Annotated in this window: 20 protein-coding genes and 1 tRNA gene; 9 read left to right on the top strand and 12 right to left on the bottom strand. The window is 57.3% G+C overall.

What is annotated here, in order from left to right:
- Positions 1 to 680 precede the first annotated feature (680 nt).
- From RBR41_RS03750 to RBR41_RS03760, 3 genes are all read left to right on the top strand, one after another.
- The gene (locus RBR41_RS03750) at positions 681 to 1,637 is read left to right on the top strand and encodes a hydrogenase small subunit (protein ID WP_320351178.1); all 957 of its coding nucleotides are present in this window, start codon (positions 681 to 683) and stop codon (positions 1,635 to 1,637) included.
- A gap of 11 nt (positions 1,638 to 1,648) precedes the next feature.
- Positions 1,649 to 3,325 (top strand): nickel-dependent hydrogenase large subunit, encoded by a 1,677-nt coding sequence (locus RBR41_RS03755; protein ID WP_320351180.1) that lies wholly within the window; start codon positions 1,649 to 1,651, stop codon positions 3,323 to 3,325.
- 76 nt (positions 3,326 to 3,401) lie between these two features.
- Positions 3,402 to 3,887 carry a HyaD/HybD family hydrogenase maturation endopeptidase gene (locus RBR41_RS03760; protein ID WP_320351182.1) on the top strand — a complete coding sequence of 162 codons (486 nt, stop codon included), beginning with the start codon at positions 3,402 to 3,404 and terminating at the stop codon, positions 3,885 to 3,887.
- A gap of 142 nt (positions 3,888 to 4,029) precedes the next feature.
- Here RBR41_RS03760 and RBR41_RS03765 read toward each other — a convergent pair whose 3' ends face one another.
- From RBR41_RS03765 to RBR41_RS03780, 4 genes are all read right to left on the bottom strand, one after another.
- Positions 4,030 to 4,464 (bottom strand): DUF523 domain-containing protein, encoded by a 435-nt coding sequence (locus RBR41_RS03765; protein ID WP_320351184.1) that lies wholly within the window; start codon positions 4,462 to 4,464, stop codon positions 4,030 to 4,032.
- Positions 4,461 to 4,691, bottom strand: a complete 231-nt coding sequence (locus tag RBR41_RS03770; protein ID WP_320351186.1) for a hypothetical protein — start codon at positions 4,689 to 4,691, stop codon at positions 4,461 to 4,463. Before RBR41_RS03770 ends, RBR41_RS03765 begins: the two co-directional genes overlap by 4 nt.
- Before the next feature lie 76 nt (positions 4,692 to 4,767).
- A complete protein-coding gene (locus tag RBR41_RS03775; RefSeq protein WP_320351188.1) occupies positions 4,768 to 4,932 on the bottom strand; it encodes a bacteriocin-type signal sequence in 165 nt (54 codons plus the stop codon).
- Positions 4,933 to 4,949: 17 nt separating this feature from the next.
- Entirely contained in the window at positions 4,950 to 6,392 is a 1,443-nt protein-coding gene (locus RBR41_RS03780) for a putative sulfate exporter family transporter (RefSeq protein WP_179981669.1), read from the bottom strand.
- 1,478 nt (positions 6,393 to 7,870) lie between these two features.
- Here RBR41_RS03780 and RBR41_RS03785 point away from each other — a divergent pair.
- Positions 7,871 to 8,776 (top strand): flagellin, encoded by a 906-nt coding sequence (locus RBR41_RS03785; RefSeq protein WP_320351191.1) that lies wholly within the window; start codon positions 7,871 to 7,873, stop codon positions 8,774 to 8,776.
- Positions 8,777 to 8,902: 126 nt separating this feature from the next.
- On the opposite strand, the gene rnc is transcribed toward RBR41_RS03785, so the two are convergent.
- Positions 8,903 to 9,634 carry a ribonuclease III gene (gene rnc, locus RBR41_RS03790; protein ID WP_320351193.1) on the bottom strand — a complete coding sequence of 244 codons (732 nt, stop codon included), beginning with the start codon at positions 9,632 to 9,634 and terminating at the stop codon, positions 8,903 to 8,905.
- 100 nt (positions 9,635 to 9,734) lie between these two features.
- Here rnc and RBR41_RS03795 point away from each other — a divergent pair, with 100 nt between their 5' ends.
- From RBR41_RS03795 to RBR41_RS03805, 3 genes are all read left to right on the top strand, one after another.
- Positions 9,735 to 10,076, top strand: a complete 342-nt coding sequence (locus RBR41_RS03795) for a hypothetical protein (protein ID WP_179979407.1) — start codon at positions 9,735 to 9,737, stop codon at positions 10,074 to 10,076.
- Between the two features lie 89 nt (positions 10,077 to 10,165).
- Positions 10,166 to 13,039, top strand: a complete 2,874-nt coding sequence (locus RBR41_RS03800) for a TIGR03960 family B12-binding radical SAM protein (RefSeq protein WP_320351196.1) — start codon at positions 10,166 to 10,168, stop codon at positions 13,037 to 13,039.
- Between the two features lie 78 nt (positions 13,040 to 13,117).
- The gene (locus tag RBR41_RS03805) at positions 13,118 to 13,348 is read left to right on the top strand and encodes a hypothetical protein (RefSeq protein WP_320351197.1); all 231 of its coding nucleotides are present in this window, start codon (positions 13,118 to 13,120) and stop codon (positions 13,346 to 13,348) included.
- A 258-nt stretch (positions 13,349 to 13,606) separates the two neighbouring features.
- Here the strand turns inward: RBR41_RS03805 and RBR41_RS03810 are convergent, their stop codons facing one another.
- Both RBR41_RS03810 and RBR41_RS03815 read right to left on the bottom strand, forming a co-directional pair.
- Positions 13,607 to 14,083 carry a chemotaxis protein CheW gene (locus RBR41_RS03810; RefSeq protein WP_320351199.1) on the bottom strand — a complete coding sequence of 159 codons (477 nt, stop codon included), beginning with the start codon at positions 14,081 to 14,083 and terminating at the stop codon, positions 13,607 to 13,609.
- Between the two features lie 131 nt (positions 14,084 to 14,214).
- Positions 14,215 to 16,140, bottom strand: coding sequence for a protein-disulfide reductase DsbD family protein (locus RBR41_RS03815; protein WP_320351201.1), 1,926 nt, complete (start codon positions 16,138 to 16,140; stop codon positions 14,215 to 14,217).
- A gap of 166 nt (positions 16,141 to 16,306) precedes the next feature.
- Between RBR41_RS03815 and RBR41_RS03820 the strand changes: the two genes are divergently transcribed.
- A tRNA-Lys gene (locus RBR41_RS03820) sits at positions 16,307 to 16,382 on the top strand.
- Between the two features lie 903 nt (positions 16,383 to 17,285).
- On the opposite strand, the gene hslU is transcribed toward RBR41_RS03820, so the two are convergent.
- On the bottom strand, positions 17,286 to 18,596 hold the full coding sequence (gene hslU, locus RBR41_RS03825) for an ATP-dependent protease ATPase subunit HslU (protein WP_320351203.1): 1,311 nt from the start codon (positions 18,594 to 18,596) through the stop codon (positions 17,286 to 17,288).
- Between the two features lie 281 nt (positions 18,597 to 18,877).
- Here hslU and tpx point away from each other — a divergent pair, with 281 nt between their 5' ends.
- A complete protein-coding gene (tpx, locus tag RBR41_RS03830; protein ID WP_179979413.1) occupies positions 18,878 to 19,381 on the top strand; it encodes a thiol peroxidase in 504 nt (167 codons plus the stop codon).
- Positions 19,382 to 19,490: 109 nt separating this feature from the next.
- On the opposite strand, the gene RBR41_RS03835 is transcribed toward tpx, so the two are convergent.
- From RBR41_RS03835 to RBR41_RS03850, 4 genes are all read right to left on the bottom strand, one after another.
- Positions 19,491 to 20,357 (bottom strand): metal ABC transporter permease, encoded by an 867-nt coding sequence (locus RBR41_RS03835; RefSeq protein ID WP_320351205.1) that lies wholly within the window; start codon positions 20,355 to 20,357, stop codon positions 19,491 to 19,493.
- Positions 20,350 to 21,300 carry a metal ABC transporter ATP-binding protein gene (locus RBR41_RS03840; RefSeq protein WP_320351207.1) on the bottom strand — a complete coding sequence of 317 codons (951 nt, stop codon included), beginning with the start codon at positions 21,298 to 21,300 and terminating at the stop codon, positions 20,350 to 20,352. Before RBR41_RS03840 ends, RBR41_RS03835 begins: the two co-directional genes overlap by 8 nt.
- Positions 21,287 to 22,339 (bottom strand): metal ABC transporter substrate-binding protein, encoded by a 1,053-nt coding sequence (locus tag RBR41_RS03845; protein WP_320351209.1) that lies wholly within the window; start codon positions 22,337 to 22,339, stop codon positions 21,287 to 21,289. The genes RBR41_RS03840 and RBR41_RS03845 overlap by 14 nt, the downstream gene beginning before the upstream one ends.
- Before the next feature lie 453 nt (positions 22,340 to 22,792).
- Complete coding sequence (locus RBR41_RS03850; protein ID WP_320351211.1) at positions 22,793 to 23,650, bottom strand: pirin family protein; 858 nt, start codon at positions 23,648 to 23,650, stop codon at positions 22,793 to 22,795.
- Positions 23,651 to 24,047 lie beyond the last annotated feature (397 nt).

The raw sequence follows: 24,047 nt of genomic DNA on the forward strand, positions 1-24,047 counted from the left end.
CTTCAGGCGTTGTGACGCAGGAAAATACGCCTGAAGACAGTAATTGGTTACGAGACATCTAAGTGGAAGAACCACTGTCGCTATCCATAGCGATGCTGTCCTGCCCCGCAAGGCGGTTCCCGCCAACGGTTCAGGCAAGCCCGCCGGAGCGGGCAACGGCTACCGCGAGAATAGATATTCTCAATGCGAAAATGCTCTATTGAACCAACAATTTTCAGTTCTTCAGTATATACTATCTGCTGCACCTTGTGCGTATGCCAATTTATTATTGAGGCGAGCAGCGAAGGGCCGCAGCCCGCAAGTGCTTTCAGGCTGCGGCATGGGAGAAAATCCCACCATATTTCGCATGGCTGTCGCTCGGTCATGCGCACGCAAAAAACCATAACCCTATTGACCGCGCACAGGTTACGGCGTATAATTTTTTGCAAATGATGACCAGTTGATTGTGCGAAAACATGAGGGGCATGAATGTCGCACATGCCAAGGTCAACGGTCTCCCGCATCAAGTTTATTCCTGAATTATTCACTGACAGCGCCGCCGGGCGCACGGCCTTGAGCCGGACGTTGCTACGCCGCTGTCCTGACACGGAACGGCGTGATTTTTTTCGCGCCGCACAGCAGGCCCCGGTGGCAGGGGGACTGCACCGCAGTTGTTCATTCACTCTTGCCAGGAGGCTATTATGCGTATTGCCGTGGGTCTGGGCAAAGAAGGCGGAGAAGAGCGTTTGGAGCGTTTGGAGCGCCAGGGCATCAGCCGCCGCGATTTCATGAAATTCTGCACAGCAGTGGCCGTAGCCATGGGCATGGGCCCGGCTTTCGCCTCCGAGGTGGCAGCCGCGCTTACCGGGCGTCGTCCCTCGGTGGTCTATCTGCACGCCGCAGAATGCACGGGCTGTTCTGAAGCGCTGCTGCGCACCTATCAACCCTTCATCGATACTCTCATTCTCGACACCATTTCTCTCGACTACCACGAAACCATTATGGCCGCCGCCGGTGAAGCCGCTGAAGAAGCGCTTCATGCCGCCGTCAACAGCCCCGAAGGTTTTGTCTGTATTGTCGAAGGGGCCATTCCCACCGGCATGGACGGCAAGTACGGCTACATTGCCGGCCACACCATGTATGACATCTGCAAGGACATTCTGCCCAAGGCCAAGGCTGTGGTCAGCGTGGGCACCTGTGCCTGCTACGGCGGCATCCAGGCCGCCAAGCCCAATCCCACCGGCGCCAAGGGCGTCAACGACTGCTACGGCAACATCGGCATCAAAGCCATCAACGTGCCTGGCTGTCCCCCCAACCCCATCAACATGGTTGGAGCGCTTGTGGCCTTCCTGAAGGGTCAGAAGATCGAGCTTGATGAAGTGGGCCGTCCCGTCATGTTCTTCGGCCAGACCGTGCATGACCTTTGCGAACGCCGCAAACACTTCGACGCTGGCGAATTTGCGCCTTCCTTCAATTCGGAAGAAGCACGCAAGGGCTGGTGCCTGTACGATGTGGGCTGCAAAGGACCGGAGACCTACAACAACTGTCCCAAGGTTCTTTTCAACGAGACCAACTGGCCTGTTGGCGCGGGGCACCCCTGCATTGGTTGCAGTGAGCCCAATTTCTGGGACGATATGACGCCGTTCTACCAGAACTAAGGGGATAAAAAATGAGCCAAGTCACCAAAACGCCCCAGAGCAGCTACACTGGCCCCATTGTTGTGGACCCGTTGACCCGTATCGAAGGGCATCTGCGCATTGAAGTTGAAGTTGAAGGCGGCAAGATCAAGGAAGCCCGCAGCAGCGCCACCCTTTTCCGTGGTCTTGAAACCATCCTCAAGGGACGCGATCCGCGCGACGCGCAGCATTTCACCCAGCGCACCTGTGGCGTCTGTACCTACACCCACGCCCTGGCCTCCACGCGCTGCCTTGAAGACGCCATCAACAAGCCCATTCCGGCCAACGCCACCTATATCCGCAACCTCGTGCTTGCCAACCAGTTCATGCATGACCATCTGGTGCATTTCTATCACCTGCATGCCCTGGACTTTGTGGATGTAGCCAACGCCCTTCAGGCCGACCCGGCCAAGGCCGCCAAACTGGCTTCTTCCATTTCGCCCCGCAAGGCCACTGCTGAAGACTTTGCCGCCGTGCAGGCCAAACTGAAGACCTTCGTGAACAGCGGCCAGCTGGGCCCCTTCACCAACGCCTACTTCCTTGGCGGGCATCAGGGTTACTATATGGACCCCGAAGCCAACCTCGTATGCACGGCCCACTATCTGCAAGCTCTGCGCGCGCAGGTTGAAGTGGCCAAGGGCATGGCAGTTTTCGGCGCCAAAAACCCGCACACCCAGTTCACTGTGGCTGGCGGCGTGACCTGCTACGATGCCCTGACCCCCAAACGCATCAAGGAATTCCGCGACATTTACGCCAAGTCCCGCGCGTTCATTGAAGAAGTGTACATTCCTGACCTGCTGCTTGTGGCCAGCTACTACAAGGATTGGGCCGGCATCGGCGGCACCAGCAACTTCATGGCTTTCGGCGAATTCCCCGCTGTCGGCGGCGAACGCGACCTCAACAGCCGCTGGTACAAGCCCGGCGTCATCTATGACCGCAAGGTCGGTTCCGTGCAGCCCTTTGATCCCAACAAGATCAACGAGCACGTCAAGCACAGCTGGTACGAAGGCCAGACCCGTGAGCCCTATAACGGCGAAACCAATCCTCACTTCACCTTCATGGGCGACAAGGCCAAGTACTCCTGGAACAAGGCTCCGCGCTACGACAACCATGCCGTGGAAACCGGCCCCCTTGCCCAGATGCTCGTGGCCTATGGTCACAACCACAAGACCATCAAGCCTACCATTGATGCCGTGCTCGGCAAGCTGAACGTGGGCCCCGAAGCCCTGTTCTCCACCCTTGGCCGTACTGCCGCCCGTGGTATCCAGACCCTGGTTATCGCCCAGCAGATGGAAAACTGGCTCAACGAGTATGAAAACAACATCGGCAAGGACAAGCAGATCGTTGAAAATTACACCGTGCCGGTCACCGGCCGTGGCGTGGGCTTTGTGGACGCGCCCCGTGGCGGTCTGTCGCATTGGATGACCATCAAGGACAGCAAGATCGACAACTTCCAGCTTGTGGTTCCCACCACCTGGAACCTGGGACCGCGGGATGACAAGGACGTGCCCAGCGCCGCCGAAGCAGCTCTTGTGGGAACGCCTGTGGCCGACCCCAAGCGCCCGGTGGAAATTCTGCGCACCATCCATTCCTTTGACCCCTGCATCGCCTGTTCGGTGCACGTCATTGACGGCGAAACCAACGAAGTCAATGAATTCAAGGTCCTGTAAGATACAATAAGCATGACGCAAAAGGGCGGGGGCCAAATCCCCCGCCCTTTTTCTCTTCAAGCAAAAGAGCTGACACATGAGCGATCAGAAAGTGCTTATCCTTGGGGTAGGCAATATCCTGTTGACCGACGAAGGCTTCGGCGTACGCGCCGCAGCATATCTTGAAGAGCACTATCACTGGCCTGACAACGTGACCCTTATGGATGGCGGCACGCAGGGTCTCATGCTCATGAGCGAGCTGATGGACTGCGATTTTCTGGTCGTGCTGGATGTCGTGCTCGGCCCCAAGGAGCCAGGCACCATCTACAGGCTTGAAGGCGAAAATTTGCGGCAGAGCCTGAGCTTCAGAGACTCGATGCACCAGACCGACCTGCTTGACACCCTGGCGACCTGCGAACTGGCGGGCCATCGCCCCGCCGCCGTGGTCTTTGGCATTCAGCCTCTCGACTACAAAAGTATGGACTTGAACCTCACTGCCGAAATTCAGGCCAAACTGCCGGAATTCTGTGAAAAAGTTGTAGCAGAGCTGGCTCTTCAGGGCATTTGCGCTGAAAAAATCTGACGATTGGCCCATTTTTACAAAAAAGCCCGGATCGGCGACTCACGCTGATCCGGGCTTTTATTCATAAAAAAACTGCTGTTTCGTCACCAGTCAGGAATGCTGATGTACCTGCACAGTTTCTGGATTCAGTTGTTCCTTCACCTTACTCTTCCGGCAAACACTCTTCGCTGAACAGGGCAAACCCCGCCTGACGCAACTGCGCCGCCCACATGCCGTCCCCTTCACACAGGCATTTGCTGAAGGTGCCGTCATAAACCTGCCCTAATCCGCAGGAGGGGGAACGGCTTTTCAGTATGGCCGCCGTACAGCCCTCTTGCCTGGCAAGCTCGGTGGCCGCCTGTGCCCCAAGCTCGAAATGCCGGGTCACATCATGCCCGTCCCTGGTCAAAACCTTGCCGTGCACGATCTCGCTCGGCGTGCGGGGGGTCGGCAATCCGCCAAGGCACTCGGGACAGGCCGCAACCGCCCTGCCCTCTGCCACCAGTTGCACAACAGCGGCACACGTGTTGGCGCGCCCGTCATACCGGCAGGCAATGCCAGCCAGGCAGGCGCTGACAATATAGCGTGGTCGCGTCATTCCGACGTGTTCTCCGGCAAGAGCGCAGCTTCCCACATTTCCTGATAATACACGCAGGTACCGGGATTCCAGGCAGTGGCCGTGGCGTGGTCGTAACTTTCAGTTATGGGCCAGTCAGTATGCGGGGCCAGTGCCTGTTCAAAGGAAGGCGCTTCAACCACAGCTTCATATTCGAGATTGAGCGTGTAGTTGGGGCCCTTCATAAAGCGCAGATGATAGCGCGGCATAGCAGATCCTTATTAACGCGAACACCGGGAAGAGCTGGCTCTTCCCGGTGTGTTGTCTATTACGCGATGGCAGTGCCTAGTGCGTGGTCATTACAAACTTGCTGACGAGGAACAGAACCACCAGCAGAAAGATGCCAAGACCCACGCCGCCCTTGATGAGCTTCATTTCCACGGGATCCAGGGGTTCATACTCCATTTTTTCAATTTCTTCATGGAGTTTTACTTCATTGCTATTTTCCATATCTCACTCCGTATATGCTAGCCGCCGATAACAGGCGGGGTCATGCCGTGGAAGAAGGCGTAGGAAATGAACAGGCCCACCCAGATGATGAAGCCGAACAGGCACACCACATACACAACAGCCAGACGACCGATGCCTTCTTCACGCAGCTTGCGGAAGTTGGACACAACACCAATGGTGAAGAAGGTCATGAGGAAGAACAGCACGCGGAATCCGTTGATGGTGCCGGACAGCCCCTTGCCGAGCTTGTGCAGTTCGGGCGAGGACAGGCACATGAGCAGCAGGATCAGGAAGGTGGCGATGTACCCCAGCACGAAGCGGGGGAAGCGATCCATAACGTCGCCCCAGGTCATGGTGCGTTCGCCGCGCGTCTTGTCGAACTTGGCGGTCCACACGTAAGCGAGCACCAGGGCCCACACGCCGATGAACACGTCAATGAAGATTTTGACGGTGGTGGTAACCATCACGATCCAGCCCGGTTCCCAGTTGATGCCCTGACCGGCCATCTTGGCGAGAATGAGGGATTCGGTGATGGCGCCGCTGGCGATGGCGCCGCCGTCAGACTTGACGGCAAGGCCCATCCAGGCGCCGGCCACCAGGGGCTCGCTGGAAAGGAAGTGCTGCGCCACGAAAGGCAGCACGAGCATTTCGATGCAGGTGAACACCACGACCAGCGAAGAAACCATGATGGGCACCACAGGCCGGGCGCGGATAGCGCCGCCCGTGGCGATGGCAGCGGAAACGCCGCAGATGGAGATACCGGAGGCAAGAGGAGCGGCCCACTCTTTATTGAACTTGAAGTATCTGCGGGCAACGTAGTAAACAACGCACCAGTAAAGCAGATACGCTTCAACAATGGCGCAAAGACCGCGGAAAATGATGTGACCGGCAAAACCGGCGGCATCAGCGGCTTTCACGCCCAGTTCGGCGCCCATGATGACGATGGCGATTTTAACGAAAAGTTCGGGGCGGCAGGCTTCGCGCAGGCTCTCGGCAAACTGGGGGGTAATGTTACCCACAAGAATGCCCACAACAAGAGCCACGATAAGGCCAGCCTCAGTGCTGAGGCCCAGTGCCCAGGGAATGCCCAACTTGGCAAGCTGCGTGGGGTTGGCCGCAATATAGGCGTTGGCCCCAAGCGTATAGCAAGCGATGGCGATAAAGAAAATGATGGTGAAGCCACGCACGAAGTTGGCCACATTGCCCTTGATAAGCTTGATGCCCATAGCCATCAGGGCTGTAATAACCGCATAGCTTACCAGCAGCGAGGCCCAACCGGGCAGCCACTTCCAAGTTGCAGCTTTCCAGGCGTTAAGCGGGTTGTCGACCCACATGCCGACGCCCACGACCCAGCCCATGATATCCAGGCCAACCATTTTTCCGAGCGCTAAAACGAAGACAAGGCAGCCTATAAGCAGAGCTACTTTATCCTCGTTAAATGCTGCCTTTGGTGATGCCATACCCATAGTCCTCCATGCGAATGATGCAAGTAATCACTGACACACCTTCCCCACCGATGCCTAATGCCCTTTCGCGAGCTTGTGCTAATTGGCACTATCGCGCAAAAAAGGCAAAATTTGCCGTAGCATCGGATGAGGAATACCAATACCAAAAGGTGCCGCCTTACAAAAAACCTGCGACACCGTGAGTTAAGTTACCCGTCTGGTCGCGATTGTCAAGCCTTAGTTCAAAGTTTAACAATGCGTACTTATAGCCAAATCTCTATGTATTTCGGCTTTATGCAACTGTCATTCTGAAAGCAAAATTGTGTATTTTACAAAGTTGCGGCAATTATCCAATTCAATTGAAGACATAAAAAGACTTGGACAGGGTGCCACAAAATTGCGTCGTATGCGCAAAAAAGAACATATGCGTATTGGGACACATCAAACAATACCAGCTTAGTACATTTTATGGGGGCATTCGTGCTCAAAACTTACTTTCGCTGTTACAAAGCTGCAAAGGCGGCAGCTATCCATTTTTTTTGCACGCAACCTGACAAACGCTGTCAGTAGTATACTCTGAAATTCCCCGCTTTTGGCGAGATTCACCTGCATGAATATGCCGGCCCTGCACACATTTGTCTTGTACAAGAATTACAGCCAGTTGTTTCCGCCTGCAAACAGCAAGCACATGAAACAAAGGCACGAATGCAGATTAACTACGTGTTTTTAAAAATCAATTTATGTATAAACCCTGCGTGCGCAACCCGCCTGCGTCGTTAGCACCATGCCGCTTGTAACGATGGCACGGGTGGCACTGCGTTTGTCATTGTGAAGCATTGCGCGATTCTGCCGCCCTGGGTGATGAAGCGCTCTGCGCCCGGCCTGCACGACGCACTTAATCACTGCCGTGCTGGCAGGCTACCGGGTTGGCTGAGAAACAATTTCACAAGCAACACCTAGAGCATTTTGCTTTTGAAACACTCCTTGTTTCAACGCATCCTTCTGGCGAAAAACGTGGTTTTCGCCAGAATCCACGCCGCTTCGTGGCGACTGCCGCTTTCGCGCCAGCAGGGCAATTCCAAAGAGAAATTGCCCTGGCCAAACTGCGCAGAGAATGGCGCGCTGCTCAGGTGGCCGATGCACTGCCTCCTGCTGCCCGGCCTGCCCACCATCACGACCGGGCTGGCCCGCACCCGATGCACGGTCGAGCCATGATTCGGCAACGCCGAATCACGAGACCTTGCCGCCGCAGCCGTGTCGCGCGACTGCACTGATGAAGGGGTCGTATGGCAGGGGAAGTCTGGCACCGGTCAAAGTCTGCCCTTTTGACGCCACATTTTCTGCTTCAGAGCGTCAAAATTTTCGCACCGCAGGTCGGAAAAAAATTCCCAGGGGCAAAACAGGCTCACAACACACTAATATAAAATGATATTTTTTTGTGGCACACAGATTGCAAAATGCCCAACAGCTTAGCAACCACCAGGAGGTGCCCCATGTCTTTGGTTATCAACCACAACATGATGGCCGCAAACACGGCCAGAAATTTGAATGCTCACTATTCTCAGTTGAGCAAGTCGGTACAGCGCCTTTCAACAGGTTTGCGCGTGAACAGCGCTGCGGACGACGCCGCAGGTCTGGCCATTCGCGAACTGCAACGGGCCGACATCGCCACCTTGCAACAGGGCGCGCGCAACGCCAATGACGCCATCTCAATGATTCAGACCGCCGACGGCGCTCTGGGCGTTATTGACGAAAAGCTCACCCGTATGAAGGAACTGGCCGAACAGGCGGCCACGGGCACGTACGATTCCACCCAGCGCCTGATGATCGAATCCGAATATCAGGCCATGGCTTCGGAAATTACCCGTATCGCCAATGCCACTGACTTTAACGGCATACATCTGCTCAACGGCTCTCTGTCCAGCGACACGCATGACGGCAGCGGCATGAGTGCCTCGGGCAAGATGAAGATCCACTTTGGCACGGGCAACGACTCTGCCGAAGACTATTACTACATCAAGATAGGCACCAGCACGGCCTCGGCCCTTGGCGTCGGCAATCAGGCCCTTGATGAAAGCGGCAACCTGCGCGCTGGCGGCACAGTCTCCACGCAGGAGGCCGCACAGAAGGCCTTGGACGCCATTACCAATGCCATTATTTCCAAGGACAAGATACGCGCTCACCTGGGCGCCATGCAGAACCGTCTGGAAAATACCATTACCAACCTGAATACTCAGGCAGAAAATCTGCAGGCTGCCGAATCGCGCATTTCAGACGTGGACGTCGCCACCGAAATGACGCAGTTCGTGCGCAACCAGATCCTGAGCCAGTCTGCGGTGGCCATGCTCTCGCAGGCGAACTCGCTGCCACAGATGGCCATGAAGCTCATCGGCGGCTAGGGTATAGTGCTCTAGGTTGTGGAAGACCAAAGATATGGGAAGTCCGGGGGCCGTGCCCCCGGACTAGGCCAAATAACTGGCTCTCCCACCAAATCAGAGATTTTGCCCACACAGCCGCCGCAGGGCTTATTCCGAGTGCCCGAGCGTTTTCAATGCGTCGCGTGCAGCTTGCTGTTCAGCTTTTTTGCAACTGCTGCCGCTGGCGACAAACTGGCTGCCATCAGGCAGACGAAGAGAAACTTCAAAAACCTTGGAGTGCTCGGGGCCGTGACTGGCCAAGCGCGTATACAGTGGCGCCTGGCCAAAACGCTGCTGCGAGGCTTCCTGCAGTCGGGTTTTATAGTCTTTTGAGGCTTTTCCGTCCCCGGCCCTGTCGGGCCACTGCCCGGCGAATATACGCGCCACGGCTTTTTGGGCCGCCGCAAAGCCGCCATCTTCATAAACAGCCGCCAATACAGCCTCCAGGGCATCGCTGAGTACAGCGTCGCGCTTGCGCCCTCCCTGATTTTCTTCTCCTCTGCCCAGTTTGAGAAGGACATCAAGGCCAAGGTCGCGGGCTCTTTCAGCAAGGCTCACGGCGCTCACAAGATTTGAGCGCATCTTGGTGAGTTCGCCTTCACGCGCGGTGGGAAAGCGCTTGTAGATCTCCCACGAGACGCAAAGTTCCAGCACAGCATCGCCGAGAAATTCCTGCCGCTCATTGTGCTCCTGACCACAAGAGTACTCATTGGCCCACGAACTGTGCGTCAGGGCCAGGTCCAGCAGTTCCCGCCGGGCAAAACTGTGCCCAAGCCGTTTTTTGACAAGTTCAAAGGCCGTATCCGAAGTTTTTTCTGGTGTAACGTCAAAATTCTGCATGGCGTTATTTTAGCGTTTTCGACAGCCAAGGCAACAGAAAATGCCTTGACATGTGCTGCTCCAGTGCCTACCTAAAGCCATCAACACTCAGGAGCAAAGCATGGCTTACGATATTCGTTTGATGAAGCTGGTAACGGGCGAACTTGTCATTGGCAAGTACGATGCCGAAAAAGATTGCCTCAATGATGTGGCCGCCATCCAGAGCATTCCCACGCAACAGGGCGTGCAGATGATGATGTTGCCTTACGGATACCCCTTTGAACCCGAGTTCAGCGGCAGCCTTGAAGGAAAAAATTTCCTCTACCGCTACGCCAGCACCCCCAAGGAACTTCAGGACAAGTACATCGAAGCCTGCACCAACCTCACTGTGGCTGGCGGCCTGGGCAGGATGCAGTTCAGCTCCGATCCGCTCGGCGGTTCCGGCAGCGGCCTGATCAAGTAAGTCCGTTTCCTTTTCTGGCTTTTTTCAAGGGCGGCGCGCAAGGCCGCCCTTTTCGTACCCGCCGCCTTTTGCCCCCCATAAGGAAGACCATGCGTTCCCTTCTGCCGCTTTTGCCCAAACCCAGCCGTTATGCCGGCATTGAAGACAACGTCTGCCGAAAAGACCCGCAAAACGTGCGTTTGCGTGTGGCTCTGGCCTTTCCTGATACCTATGACGTCGGCATGTCCTATCTGGGGCAAAAAATTCTGTACAATATCGTCAACAGCCGACCCCACTGGTGGGCTGAACGGGTCATGGCTCCGGAACGCGAGGCAGGCGATATCCTGCGCGCCCACAATACGCCCCTGGCCACGCTGGAATCTGACACCCCACTGGGGCAGACCCATTGCCTGAGTTTTTCCATCACGCATGAGCTTTGTTATACCAACGTCCTCTACATGCTTGATCTGGCTGGCATTCCCCTGCGCACGGCTGACCGGCCGCAGGATCTTACGGCCTGTCCTCTTGTTATTGCAGGCGGCGGCGCCCTGCTCAGCGCGGAACCCCTGACGCCCTTTATTGACATCATGGTGCTGGGCGATGGCGAAGAAAGTCTGCCTGACGTTCTTGAACTGCTTGAAAAAGCGCTGGATTCCGGCTGGACTCGTGAACGCCTGCTGCTTGAGGCCAGGCATATTCCTGGCGTATACGTGCCCTCTCTCTTCACTGCCCGGCCTGAAGCCCCCACCGCCCCGCCCGTGCCCCTGATGGACGACTATACGCGGCCCGCCCGCCGCATCGTGGCGGATATCAACAACACCCCCTATCCCGCCAAGCAGGTGGTGCCCGTGGGGGCCGTTCACAACAGGCTGTCACTGGAAATCGCGCGCGGCTGTACGCGCGGCTGCCGCTTTTGCCACGCGGGCATGGTCTACCGCCCGGTGCGCGAGCGTTCGCTAGAGACCATCCAGACCCTGATGGACAATTGCCTCAGCGAAACCGGCTTTGACGAAATTTCTTTTCTGTCGCTCAGCACAGGCGATTTTTCAGCCCTGAAGACCCTGTGCTTCAACGCGCTGGACCGTTGCGCCCGTGAACAGATCGGCCTTTCCCTGCCGTCGCTGCGGGTGGGCTCCATTGACGACGAAATCATCGAGCGCATGGCCGATCTGCGCCGCACCGGCTGCACGCTGGCCCCTGAGGCCGGCAGCCAGCGCCTGCGCGACGTCATCAACAAGGGCGTCACTGAAGAAGACCTGCTGCTGCATGCCCAGAAGCTGCTTGAGCACGGCTGGCGTCAGGTGAAGCTCTATTTCATGATCGGCCTGCCTACCGAAACGGACGAAGACCTGGCCGCCATTACCGAAACGTGCCTCAAGGTTCGTGACGCCGCCGGACGCGGCAGCCCGCGCCTGCAAGTCACGGCGGCCCTTTCGCCCTTTGTGCCCAAACCCTTTACGCCCTTTCAGTGGGTGCCCCAGATCAGCCAGGAAGAGATCCAGCGGCGGGTCCATTTTGTGCGACAGCAGTTCAAGGGGGTAAAATTCCTTAAATTGCGCTGGCACGAACCCGCCATGAGCCATCTTGAAGGCATTTTGTCCCGCGCGGACCGCCGCATGGCCGATGTGGTGGAAAAGGCCTACCGCAAGGGTTCCATCTTCACCAGCTGGATGGAACACTTTGCGCTTGCTCCCTGGCTGGAAGCGCTGGAAGAATGCGGCTTGAGCGCGCAGGAATGCACGGGGGAACGCCAACCGGGCAGCCCCCTGCCCTGGGGACATCTTGAGGCGGGCATTTCCGAGGAATTTTTGCTGCGTGAATGGCAGCGCGCCCTTGGGGAAAAAATTACCGACGACTGCCGCTACGGGGCCTGCCGCCAATGTGGAGCCTGCGACACCAAGGCCGGGCCGTCGCGCATGCCGCACACGCCCTCGCCTGGCTGCATCGCCCCTCTGAACGGGTCTCTGGGTGAAGCAGCCCCCCACATGGAATCTTCAAATGACGCGGCCCCCCACAGCGGATCTCCAAATGGCGCGGCCAGCGCCAACGAGGCTCCGGTGGACGCGCAGATCGCTACCACCACAGACTGCGGCCCCCTTGCGCACAACGCGCAAGAACAGTCCGCGTCGGCCAGTGCCCTGCAAGACACGCCCCTGCCGGACAGCCACCAGCACCGCAACAGGCTTATTTTTTCGCAGCGCGACCAGCGCGCCCATCAGCCCAGCCGGGATGAAGAAGGCCGCCTGGTGTGCCGCCCGCCCGCCAGCCGCCCCCCCAAAATAACCGCAGAACTGACCGTCAAGGCGGCGCAATACCGCATCTGGCACAGCAAGGCTGGCGGCTGCGCCTACCTGAGCCAGCTGGAACTGCAAGCCGTCCTTGACCGCGCCCTGCGCCGGGCCGGTCTGCCCATGGCTTTTTCTCAGGGTTTCCACCCCATGCCGCTCATGTCCTTTGGCCGGGCCTTGCCGGTTGGCGTGGAAAGCCGGGCGGAATGGTTTGCCCTGACCCTGCACAAGGTTCTGCCGCCGCAGGAAATCGCCGACCGCCTGAACCCTCTTCTGCCGCTGGGCATGGAAGTCGTGCGTGTTGAGTTCGTGGACAAAAGCCACCGCACCGAGCAGGCCATTGCCGAGGCTTTTTGCCTGTCTCTGCCAACCCCTGAAGAAAACAGGCAGGTTGTCCAGTGTTTTGAGGATTTTGCAGCACTGCCCGAACTGAATTTTACGCGCGACACCAAAAAAGGCCCCCGTACCGCCAATATCAGGGCCATGTTGCGGCAATGGGAACCCCTTGCGCCAGAGCAGCACGAAAATGCCCCTGAGGCCGTGACATTTGTAGCTGACTGGAGTAGTGGTTATCTGTCGCCCCTGCTTTTCGTCATGGCCATATTGCAGCCTGTGGGAATGCCTGATACTTTGCGGCCCAGGCTGAAACTGGTGAAAACTGCGCAGATATTCGCCGACGAAAAACTGTATCCATAGGAACGGCCCCTCTTGGGGACACCAACGTCCTCTGGCTCATTATATAGGCTTTTTGTCTTTGCCCACGGGAGAAAACATATGGCTTCCTGTATACCCTTTGCTGACGAAGAACCCTTTGCGCAGCGCGTCAAAACTCTGGCTGATGACGAACTGCTTGAAATATGGGAAGAAACTCAGCAAATCGAAAACATGATTTGTGCGGAACTGCATGCCGATTTTTCTCTGGCGCCAGACTATGAGAAAGTCATTGTGGAAGAATTGACCCTGCGTTCCAGCCGCCGCATAAATACCCGGCCCGAAGCCAAGTAGGCGGGGCCTGCCGGAAAATCCGGGCAGGCATGGCAAAAAAATAAGCTCACAGCTTCTTTTGCAGATAGATCATGTCTTGCAAAAATATCCCCTGGCATAGTGCCATGCCCCCCATCAGGTAGACAAAGCAAAAAAGCCCCACCAGGCTTGAACTTTGAAAACATGATGAGGGTCACAGCACTAGCGGGGGATTTTCTACATACAAAAAGGGCGAAAGCTCATAGCCTTCGCCCTGAAAAACCTGTTGTCCCGGTGCGGTTATATGCCGCCGAGCATTTCCATATCGTCGTTGGAAAGCAGCTTGTCCAGATCAAGCATGATGAGCAGGCGATCCTGAAGCTTGCCAACGCCGCTGATGTAGTCCGAATCCACTCCGGCCACCACGGGCGGCGGCGGCTCAACCGTGCTGGCGGGAATGCGCAGCACTTCGGAAACCGCGTCAACCACAAAGCCTACAATGATATTGTTGATCTCGATGACAATGATCCGCGTGTTCTTGTCGTGCGTTTTTGACACAAGGCCAAAGCGGCGGCGCAGATCAATGATGGGGATCACCTTTCCGCGCAAGTTGATGACACCTTCAACAAATTCGGGAGCGCGGGGTACCCTGGTGATCTCCATAGTGCGGATAATTTCCTGCACTTTCAGAATATTGACCCCGAACTCCTCCTCACCGATGCTGAAAGTCACCAGTTGCAGAAGTTCGTCTTCCTGTTTTCTCTGATTTACATCCATGTGCGCTCCTTGTTGCAACCAGCCGCTCAACCTGTAAGGGCCGCTGGCATCATCAGCCTTGGGCCTGCCGATGTTTACTATAGAGCTTATCGGCAAATTGGTAAAGCTCCATAGGTCTGCCAAAAAAATCGCTATCTGCCAAATGCGTCGTGCATGGACTGTTCCAGACTTTCGCTGCCGTAGACATCACGCAGCACCAGAGGGGCTGTGGCCATGTCGCCAGCCGGAAAAAGCGCCGTGAGAGGAATACTCTTGCTGCCCAGGGCCTCCAGCAGACGCACGGCATAGGCATTGGCATTGGTGAGGTCAACGCGAACAAGCTCCATATTGTAACGGGCCTGCAAGCGCCGCAGGCGCTCGTCCGTCAGAACGGTAGCCTCCATAAATTTGCAGTTGGGGCACCAGTCGGCGGTGAATTCCAGCAGCATGGGTTTTTTGCCCAGGCTGGCCTCAAAGGTCTGCGGGTTGAACTCGCGCCATTGCGGCAGGGGGGCCACAGGGCGCAACACCCACATGAAAGAAGCCAGCAAAAGTCCCAGACAGGCAAACCCCACAAGCCTGCGGCGCAAAGGCGGTGCGGATATGCCGCAGTACTGCCCCCAGAGCCAGGCGCACAAGGCCACAACCAGCAGTACGCTTAACACCTGCATGTGTTTTTCCACCGGCAGGATGGAAAGCAGGTACAGCGCCGTGCCCATGAGAAAAAAGCCCACGACGCGCTCAAAAATGTGCATCCAGGCTCCCGGTTTGGGCAAGATGTTCGCCAGGGCGGGCCAGATGCTGAAAAGCACGTACGGCAGGGCCATCCCGAGTCCCACGGCCCAAAAAACGACCATGACCACCATGAGGGGCTGGGTAAAGGCCCAGCCAAGCACGCCGCCCAGGAGCGGCCCACTGCAGGGCGTTGCCAGAAACGTGGACACAAGCCCGGTAAAATACGCCTGAAGACAGGGATTTTTCGTGTGTGCTCCTGTTTTGAGGTCAATGACGGGCAGGGTGAAAACTCCAAGCATGGACAGCCCCATCAAAAACACGAGCAGCAGCATGACCAGCAGCACGGCCTGATTCTGGTACAATTGCCCCCACATGAGGTCTGCAAGGCCGAGAACAAGGGCAAGAGCGCTGAAAAGGGTCATAACGCCCGCCGCAAAGCAGAGGTTATGCTGCCTGAAATGCCTGAGGCCCTCCTTGCCGCAGCCGCCCACCATAAGCAGGCCGCTGACCTTGAATGTCAGTACAGGCAGTACGCAGGGCATGGCATTGAGCAGCAAGCCTGCCAGTATGCCAAAGAGCAGCGCCTTTCCAAGACTGGTTATCTCCATGGATTCATTTACATACCGTGGCGTCAGGTTCACAAAATCATCCATGGGGGGCAAGGGCTTTTGCACCTGCCCTCCTTCCGCCACGGCCGGTTCATTACCAGACCCCGCAGTCTCTCCCTGCGATGCATCAAGCCAGCGGGCTATGCCTGCAGACTTGCCAGCCCCCGGATCGCCCTCCGTTGCGTCTTGCGTATCAGCTACGGCCGGAGCCCCGCCAAAAAGCTGCACGCCCTCGGCCGCGTCGTCCGCAACAGACCGGGGCGGCTGCTTTTTCAGGCTGCGCCATTGGGCTGCCCAGGGCATGGACTCAAGAGGCTGCGTTGCCTGGGGCACCACATCCTTCACCTGCTGGCTGACGGGCATACAGTTGCGCGTGGAACACAGAAGCATGCTTATGTCCGCCGTATAGGGCTTGCCCTGGTCCTCACGGGACAAAAGCACATAGAGGGTCACCTCGCCTTCATAAACGAAAATGGTGGCCGAGGGATCATAAAAGTCGCGCTGCACCGCCCCTTGCGGATACCACACGGACTGCGGCGTCCCATCGGCGACATTGAAGCGCAGGGTGGTGGGACGTCCCGCGTCGCCGGGGTCGTGGGCGTAGGCGTGCACATCCTTGGGCAACGTAAGGCGCAGGGCGCCGACAACGGCATCACCGTCCAGAGCCGTTTCAAGGCGCGCTCCCAGCGGGTTGGCGCTTGCATGACCTGAAAAAACAAGAAGACACAAGGCCATACACAGTGGCATCAGCCACAGGGCCAAGGGGACGTTTTTTGGGTTAAAAAGCTTTTTTAAAAAAATATTGTTATTTTTCACTATATTAGCTCTTTCTTTCCAATTTTTTATTCAAACTCGCTTGACAGTGGGTACCCATCAGCGTAAACCCCTTTTCACGCAATGCGGGTCATTAGCTCAATTGGTAGAGCAGCTGACTCTTAATCAGTTGGTTCGGGGTTCGAGTCCCTGATGGCCCACCAGAAAAATCAAAGGTTCGTGGTTACAAGCCACGAACCTTTTTTTGTATTTGCAATACAGCATCGCAACACCTGCAAGGACGCAACGCAGCGCATAAGCGCATGCCGCGACCATATACGACACGCTTGCGTCAAAAGCCACATATGCAACAACGCTGCCACAGTACTGCTGCATACGCGCAGACTGTACCGGAGCTGTTTTTTTGCTTCTGGCAGACATACGGTAGCGACAGGACACAAGCGTACTGCCCGTCGTTAGTACACGAACGATCCCACAAACAACAGACAGCATGTGACCCCAGAGGGAAAACGTTAAGCATCTCAGCATTAGTGAGATTTTATCCCTACTGGAAAAGCAAGTCCATCTTTCCTTTACGTCCGCGTCTTACGGCGCGGCGGCGTCCCGAAAAACCGTATTTTTATGGCTGCCAGAGCCCTGCGCGGAGCGCCCCCACTGATTACATGCCTGCCAGCGCCATACGGGCAACCGGAACCTTCAGTTTCAGAGCCTGCTGCCTCGACAGACAGACAGACAGACAGACCACCAGCGCAGTGCCCCAATAACAACTGCCCGGCATGCCGGGCTTGTTACAAAAAAGCGATGGCACAAAAAAATGAGCCTCTCCGCTAGAGCAGTTTACGAATGAAATGAGTTAAATGCTCTGCAAGGATTTTTTCTGAAAATCCTTGCCACGAAATGCGAGTAGGCGGGCTTTTGCCCGCCGTACGCGAGCATTTCAAGTGTTAAATGCTCTAACAGAGAGGCTCACCTGATTGAGATGGTTACGAATGTGCGGGCTTTCCTGCCTGCGCCCGCTCCTGCTGCCGCCAGAGCAATTTCAGGCGGCAGCCGTCAGACGACGAGGAAGCCTTACGGCTGGCGACAGCATCGCCAGTAAAATGGCTCTAAAGGATGTACTGCGTCAGGTCCTGATCGTTGCGCACGTCCTTGAGGTGCTCGGCCACATAGGCTTTGTTGACCACGACTTGCGCGCCCGGCATGTCCGGGGCGTCAAAGGAAATGTCGGACAGTATTTTTTCCATGATGGTGTACAGACGGCGCGCGCCGATATTTTCCGTGCGGGAATTGATGTCTTCAGCAAAGGCGGCAACTTCTTCCAGGCCGTCCTCGGTAAAGCTCAAGCGGATCTGCTCTGTGCCCAGCAGGGCTTCATACTGCTTGGTAAGGGCGTTGTCCGGCTCGGTAAGAATGCGCAAAAACTCTTCGCGACCCAGGGCCTGAAGCTCCACACGCAAGGGAAAACGCCCCTGTAATTCAGGAATCATATCCGAGGGTTTGCTGAAGTGGAACGCGCCCGCGGCAATAAACAGCACATGATCCGTGCGGATCATGCCGTACTTGGTATTCACGGAGCTGCCCTCCACAATGGGCAGCAGGTCACGCTGCACGCCTTCGCGCGAAATATCCGAGGTACGGTTTTGTGATGAACTGGCGATCTTGTCTATTTCGTCGATAAAGATGATGCCGGTCTGCTCCACCCTTTCCTTGGCGCGTTCGACCAGGGCGTCCTGATCAACCAGCTTGCCGGACTCTTCCTGCACAAGCACGTTGAAGGCGTCGCGAACCTTCATCTTGCGGCGGCTGCGCTTGGGCGGAAAGGCCTTGCTGAACATGTCCTTGACCTGGCCCCCCATCTGCTCCATGCCGGGGATGGCAAAAATATCCACCCCGCCGCCCATCTCCGTCACTTCCATTTCAACTTCGCGCGTATCCAGAAAACCGAGGCGGAACTGCTGCAACAGTTTTTCGCGCGTGGAGGAGCGGTCTTCCAAACCAAAGGAGCTGGGCAGCAAAAGATCCATCAGGCGCGATTCCGCAGCGGCTTCGGCGGCTTTGCGCACGCGGGCGTTTTCCTCGTCGCGCACAAGGTTTATGCCGATCTCCATCAGATCGCGCACCATGGATTCCACATCCCGCCCCACGTAGCCCACTTCTGTGAACTTGGTGGCCTCCACCTTGATAAAGGGCGCGCCCGAAAGTTTGGCCAGGCGGCGCGCTATTTCGGTTTTGCCCACGCCGGTCGGCCCCATCATAATGATGTTCTTGGGCGAAACCTCGTCGCGCAGGTCAAGCGGCAGATGCTGCCTGCGCCAGCGGTTGCGCACGGCTACGGCAACCATACGCTTGGCCTGTTCCTGGCCCACAACAAATTTATTCAGCTCGGACACGATCTCACGGGGGGTCAAGGTGCTCATCAATTGCTCCTGATAAGTTTGCTCTATCTGTCCATATAGGCACTGCAACCGATCTGGCAATGGTGCACTGCAAATTTTGCGCGGCCGGGCCTGCCGCATGACACAAAAATGTCGCCATTATTCCCTCGACGGTATGCCACGTATTTGCAATGATGCAGTTCTGAAGGGCGGCGTCTCCTTGGTGAAGCATGGCTTGGCACGCACTTGTTGATAACAATTATTGACTATCCAGGGCACTTGTAGCACACTGGTTCCACAAACAAAGGCACAAGGAGTTCCGTATGAATACAGTCACTTTCAAGGGCACACCTCTCCATCTCATGGGCAACCGGCCTGCGGTCGGGCAAAAAGCCCCGGACTTTACCCTGGCCGCCAACGACCTCAGCCCCCGCAGCCTCAAGGACTATGCGGGCAAGGTGCTGGTGCTGGTAAGCGTGCCCTCCCTTGATACTCCTACATGCGATATGGAAGTGCGCCGCTTCAACAAGGAAGCCGCCGCCCTTTCCGACAAGGTGCGCATCGTGGCCGTAAGCTGCGACCTGCCCTTTGCCCAGGCCCGCTGGTGCGGCGCTGCGGGCGTTCAGTCTGTCGAAACCCTCTCTGACTACAAAGAAAGAAGCTTCGGCAAGGACTATGGCCTGCTTATTGACGAACTGCGCCTGCTGGCCCGCGCCATCGTGGTTGTGGCCCCTGACGGCACGGTTGCCTATACCCAGCTTGTTCCTGAAGTTGCCAGTGAGCCGGATTATGACGCGGCCCTGGCTGCCGTGAAAAAACTTGCATAACTGCGCGGGCACACTGCCCTTCCTTGCCAGCGCATAGTGAAAGCCTCCCTGTCGTGACAGGGAGGCTTTCTTGCAAACACACTCTTGGCCGCGCGTAGCATCCGCCGCGTCAGGCGCTTTTTCGACCTCCGCGCAGGCCGGCCACCAGGGCGCTCACGCCAAACCAGCAGCACGACACGAGAATCACGGTGGCCCCGCTGGCCGTGGACATCCATTCCTGCGCTGAAAGCACAAGGCCGACAAAGGCCGAACTCAGCCCCACAACCAGCGCCCACCAAAACATGCCGCCAGCCGTGGAGGCCAGATTTCTGGCCGTGGCCGCTGGCACGATGAGCAGGGCCGTCACAAGCAGCACCCCCACCGCCCATACGGAAAACATGACCACAAGGGCCAGCAGCGCCGCAAAAACATACTGCCACAAAGCAACGCGCACGCCGTGCACGCGGGCCATGACGGGGTTCAGGGCAATATACAGCAGCCTGTTGTAGCCCACTACCTGAAAAAGCAGCATGGCGAAAAAGAGCAGCAGCAGAAAGCCCGTCTCGCCTTCAGTAATGGTGAGAATATCGCCGTACAAAAAGCGCTGCATGTCGCGCCCCACTCCTGGGGCACGGCTGACCACAGCCAGACCAAAGGCCACCACAGCAGAAAACACAATGCCTATGACCGTGTCGCCGGAAAGGTTGCTGCGCCGCCGCACGGCCATGATGCCCAGCCCCACCAGCACGCCGAATATCGGCATGGAAATACGCGGGTTTATGGCCAGAATAAGGCCAAGGGCCACCCCGGCGAAGGCAGAATGCCCGATGGCGTCGGAAAAAAAGGCCATGCGAAAGCTGATGACCTCCACACCGAGCACCGATGCCATGGGGGCCAGCAAAAGCAGGCCTAACATGGCCTGCTGCATAAAGCGCATTTGCAGGCAGTCCAGCGGCAGGCGGCCCAAAAGATCATAGATTAAGGTCAGATCAGGCATGCCCGGCCTCCCCGGCGGCTGAACCGTCACCCGCGCCTTTGCCCGTGCCCTTGCCCGCGTGCCCGTCCGGGCCACCCTTCTGCGCCAACAAACCTTCCGCCGCCGCCTTCACGCCGCCACGGCGCTGTATGCTGGCATAGGCAGGCAGCAGGCGTTCCGGCGCGCACACGGCTCCGCACTGGGGGCAGGCAGGATCAGCAGGGTCGCACTGATCGGGATACAGATGGATGGGCACGCCAAAAAGCTGCATGAGAATAGACGCGTTAAGGGCCTCATGGGGCGCGCCCTCGGCGCAGACCTTCTTGTTGAGGCATATGACGTGGGTCGCATAGTGGGCTGCCAGGGACAGGTTATGGCTGACAATTATCTGGGTAAAGCCCTGCTCCATGCGGACTTTGTCCAGCACTTCCCAGAACAGCCGTTCACCCTGCACATCGACTCCGGCGGCAGGCTCGTCGAGCACCAGCAGCCGGGGTTCGCGGCCAAGGGCCGCAGCCAGCAGCACCCGGCGCATTTCACCGCCAGAAAGATCGCTCACCCGCCTGTCCTCAAGCTGTTCGGCCTGCACCATGTGTAACAGTCTGCGCGCCTCTGCGCGCACAGAATGGCTGAGGCCGAACCACAGGGGGCGGCGCTGGCGGTTGAGCGCCAAAAACTCTCCCACGCGCAGGGGCAGGCTGGCGTCCATATGAAGATACTGCGGCACATAGGCCGTGCGCGGCAGGCCGGACTGGCCTGCCGCCTCAATACGGCCCGAATAGCTCATCTCGCCAATAAGACAGAGCAGCAGCGTGGTCTTGCCAGCGCCGTTGGGGCCCACAAGCACGGTGCTGCTGCCTGCGGGCACCGTGGCGCACACATCCTCAAGGATGAGCCTTCCACCACGGCACACGCAGACATGGTCAAAAACAAGGTCAGGAGCGGTAGTGTCAGCGCGGCTCAAAATACTTCTCAAGAATGTTGATGTTGTTATTCATGGTCTTTTCATAGTGATCCAGCGAAGGACTGGTCGGGCCAGAAGCCAGGGAATCCAGTTGGGCCGCAGGTATGCCCACCTCGCGGGCCAGCGTCTGCACGGCCTTGTCCGAGTATTGCGGTTCGCTGGCTATGAGGGCGGGTTTGTGCTCCCGCAGTATCTTGGCCACCGTGATGAGGCGTCCTGCCGAAGGCTGAGCCTCCTCGTCCTCCTGAATAACGGCAACCACTTCAAGGCCGCCGTCACTCGCCATATAGGACAGGGCGTCGTGCATAAGCGCTATGCCCTTGTTGGGGGCCTTGGCGCCCATAGTGGCAAGACGTTCGCTCAGGCCTGACAGCACCTTTTCGTACGCGCTGGCGTTGGATTCATACGACGCGGCGTTCTGCGGGTCGGCCTTGGCCAGGCCCTGAGCCATGTTTTTCACCATAACGGCCGCCAGACGGGGGCTTGCAAAGGCATGGGGGTTGACGCCGCCGTGGTCGTGGTGGTGGCCGTGTTCATGTCCGTCATGCCCGTCATGGCCGTGGGCGCTTTCTTCATGCCCGTGCCGTGCGGCATGATCGTGCCCGTCGTGATCCGCATCCCCGTCCTCGTGGGCATTGCCTTCCTTGAGGGGGGTGATGCCCGCGCTGCTGTCCACCACAACAAGGCCCGGTTTGGCGTTGGGCAAGGCTTTGAGCATAAAATCGTCCAGACCGAGACCATTGAGCAGCAGCACATCTGCCTGGGCCAGCTTCTGCATGTCCTTGGGGGTCAGGGCGTAGTCGTGCGGGCAGCCTGTCTGGGCCGGGATAAGCAGATCAACCTGCGCGCCGGGATTGGACTGAACCACATTACGCGCCAGAAGGTATACGGGATATGTTGTTGCAAGAATGCGCAATTTGCCCTGGCCTGCCGCTGCCGAAGCGGCCTGCGGCAGAACCAGACCGGCACTGGCGAGGCAGGCTGCCATCACGATGGCGACAGCACTGAATCGAAAAAGCGTAAATATCTTTTTTTTCATGGTATTACTCCATTTCACCAAGTCAGCATTCTTGGTTATGCTTCCACTATGGCCCTGTCAAGGCCGCCAAATCTGGCATAGCGACAAACAGAGGCATGACGGAAAGCCCCTCCAGAGCGGCCTCCCGTCATATCCGGCATGAATCAATGCGCACACGCAGATTACCTTAAGGAAGCACTGATTAAAGAGCCTCCTGGAAACGCGCAGTTATTTCGTTTGGCAAGGCGCGATCTTTTATTGAAGCAGGAGTGGACTCTTCCGTCCTTAACTGTTTCAAAAAAAGTGAAGCAAGTCCGGCAAACGGAATAAATCAGCATTTCCTTGAAGAATATACATTCCAAAGGTATTGACGCGCCCGCCTCGGCCCGCGACAGCGCAGATCAACTGCGGTTAGGTTCTCACAGCGAAAGCCTGCTCCGGCAGACGCCAGGGCCTTTTCAAAGCAACACGGCTCTATCCCGCTTTTCCCCGGGGCGCGTGGCGAATGAATGTGCCGTCCTCCAGTTCAAAGAAGGCCTGTCTCAGCTCTTCATCCGTGTTCATGACAATGGGCCCGCCCCAGGCCACCGGCTCATGCAGGGGCGCACCGGAAACCAGGACAAAACGCGCGCCTTCAGGCCCGCCCACAAGGCTCAGGCTGTCCCCCGGCGTAAACAGGCAGGCATTGCGATGGGGAATCTCGCCGCCACCAGCAAGCTCGCATTCCCCTTCAACCATATAGGCAAAGACAGTATCCTGCGGTCTGGTGGCTATGTTCCAGAGCGCGCCGGGTCTCAACGTCACGTCCAGAAAGATTATATCGACGTAATCGCCCCTGGTGGCTCCGGCAACGCCATTATAGTCTCCGGCCACCACAGTCACCAGCGCCCCGCCGTCTTCCACTCTGGGAACCATTTCAGACCGGATGTCCCTGTATTCGGGATCAACCATCTTGCGGGCGCGCGGCAGGTTTATCCAGAGTTGCAGGCCCAGCATGCGGCGTGATGCCTGGGGCATTTCCTGGTGCAGAATGCCGCTGCCCGCCGTCATCCACTGGCAGCCGCCGTCCACAATGCTTCCGGCATTGCCGAGGCTGTCTTCGTGGTCTATGCGGCCCCGCATGAGGTAGGTAAAGGTTTCAATGCCCCGGTGCGGATGGGTGGGAAAGCCCTTGGTGTAATCGTCAGGATTTTCAGAATCAAAGGCATCCAGCATAAGAAAAGGATCAAACTTGCGTACTGTGGGTGAACCAAGTACGCGCACCAAATGTACGCCTGCGCCGTCAATGGCCTTTCGGCCCGTGACCAGCTCGGCAATGGATCGTTTTTTCATAATAACTCCTTTGGGCAGGCTTGCGCGGATGTGAAAAGCTTGCCGATACTGATGGAATGCTGTACCTGAAAAGGCACGCTTCCGCCTTTATGGCCTGCAAGCCCAGCTTCTCTTTTTCAGCAAAGCAGAAAACAGCGACGGGGGCAACCACCCGCAGTGCATTGTGTCGCAAAATAGCTTTTACAGGCGTCCTGAGCAGATCAGTCTTTGAAAAGCATATTCGCAAAGCTTATGCAGCCCCTTATGGAGCGCAACAGCACAATCAGTCCGCGCCTGGGCCTCCACGACAATGCCTGCTCACGCAGCTGCGGGCGCTTTCGCCACGCATGTGCCCTGAACCTTAAGGAAGCACAGACTAAAGAACCTCCTGGAAACGCGCTGGTATTACGTTTGGCAA

Origin of the sequence: Desulfovibrio sp. (assembly GCF_034006445.1) — a bacterium.
In the GTDB taxonomy this organism is placed as follows: Bacteria; Desulfobacterota; Desulfovibrionia; order Desulfovibrionales; family Desulfovibrionaceae; genus Desulfovibrio.

Excerpts from the sequence above, each read along its gene's own strand:
- RBR41_RS03845 (WP_320351209.1), bottom strand. The coding sequence starts at position 22,339 with ATGAAAAAAAAGATATTTACGCTTTTTCGATTCAGTGCTGTCGCCATC.
- RBR41_RS03795 (WP_179979407.1), top strand. The coding sequence starts at position 9,735 with ATGGCTTACGATATTCGTTTGATGAAGCTGGTAACGGGCGAACTTGTC.
- rnc (WP_320351193.1), bottom strand. The coding sequence starts at position 9,634 with ATGCAGAATTTTGACGTTACACCAGAAAAAACTTCGGATACGGCCTTT.
- RBR41_RS03805 (WP_320351197.1), top strand. The coding sequence starts at position 13,118 with ATGGCTTCCTGTATACCCTTTGCTGACGAAGAACCCTTTGCGCAGCGC.
- RBR41_RS03815 (WP_320351201.1), bottom strand. The coding sequence starts at position 16,140 with ATGGCCTTGTGTCTTCTTGTTTTTTCAGGTCATGCAAGCGCCAACCCG.
- RBR41_RS03755 (WP_320351180.1), top strand. The coding sequence starts at position 1,649 with ATGAGCCAAGTCACCAAAACGCCCCAGAGCAGCTACACTGGCCCCATT.
- RBR41_RS03810 (WP_320351199.1), bottom strand. The coding sequence starts at position 14,083 with ATGGATGTAAATCAGAGAAAACAGGAAGACGAACTTCTGCAACTGGTG.
- RBR41_RS03770 (WP_320351186.1), bottom strand. The coding sequence starts at position 4,691 with ATGCCGCGCTATCATCTGCGCTTTATGAAGGGCCCCAACTACACGCTC.
- tpx (WP_179979413.1), top strand. The coding sequence starts at position 18,878 with ATGAATACAGTCACTTTCAAGGGCACACCTCTCCATCTCATGGGCAAC.
- RBR41_RS03760 (WP_320351182.1), top strand. The coding sequence starts at position 3,402 with ATGAGCGATCAGAAAGTGCTTATCCTTGGGGTAGGCAATATCCTGTTG.
- RBR41_RS03780 (WP_179981669.1), bottom strand. The coding sequence starts at position 6,392 with ATGGCATCACCAAAGGCAGCATTTAACGAGGATAAAGTAGCTCTGCTT.
- RBR41_RS03800 (WP_320351196.1), top strand. The coding sequence starts at position 10,166 with ATGCGTTCCCTTCTGCCGCTTTTGCCCAAACCCAGCCGTTATGCCGGC.
- hslU (WP_320351203.1), bottom strand. The coding sequence starts at position 18,596 with ATGAGCACCTTGACCCCCCGTGAGATCGTGTCCGAGCTGAATAAATTT.
- RBR41_RS03775 (WP_320351188.1), bottom strand. The coding sequence starts at position 4,932 with ATGGAAAATAGCAATGAAGTAAAACTCCATGAAGAAATTGAAAAAATG.
- RBR41_RS03850 (WP_320351211.1), bottom strand. The coding sequence starts at position 23,650 with ATGAAAAAACGATCCATTGCCGAGCTGGTCACGGGCCGAAAGGCCATT.
- RBR41_RS03750 (WP_320351178.1), top strand. The coding sequence starts at position 681 with ATGCGTATTGCCGTGGGTCTGGGCAAAGAAGGCGGAGAAGAGCGTTTG.
- RBR41_RS03765 (WP_320351184.1), bottom strand. The coding sequence starts at position 4,464 with ATGACGCGACCACGCTATATTGTCAGCGCCTGCCTGGCTGGCATTGCC.
- RBR41_RS03785 (WP_320351191.1), top strand. The coding sequence starts at position 7,871 with ATGTCTTTGGTTATCAACCACAACATGATGGCCGCAAACACGGCCAGA.
- RBR41_RS03835 (WP_320351205.1), bottom strand. The coding sequence starts at position 20,357 with ATGCCTGATCTGACCTTAATCTATGATCTTTTGGGCCGCCTGCCGCTG.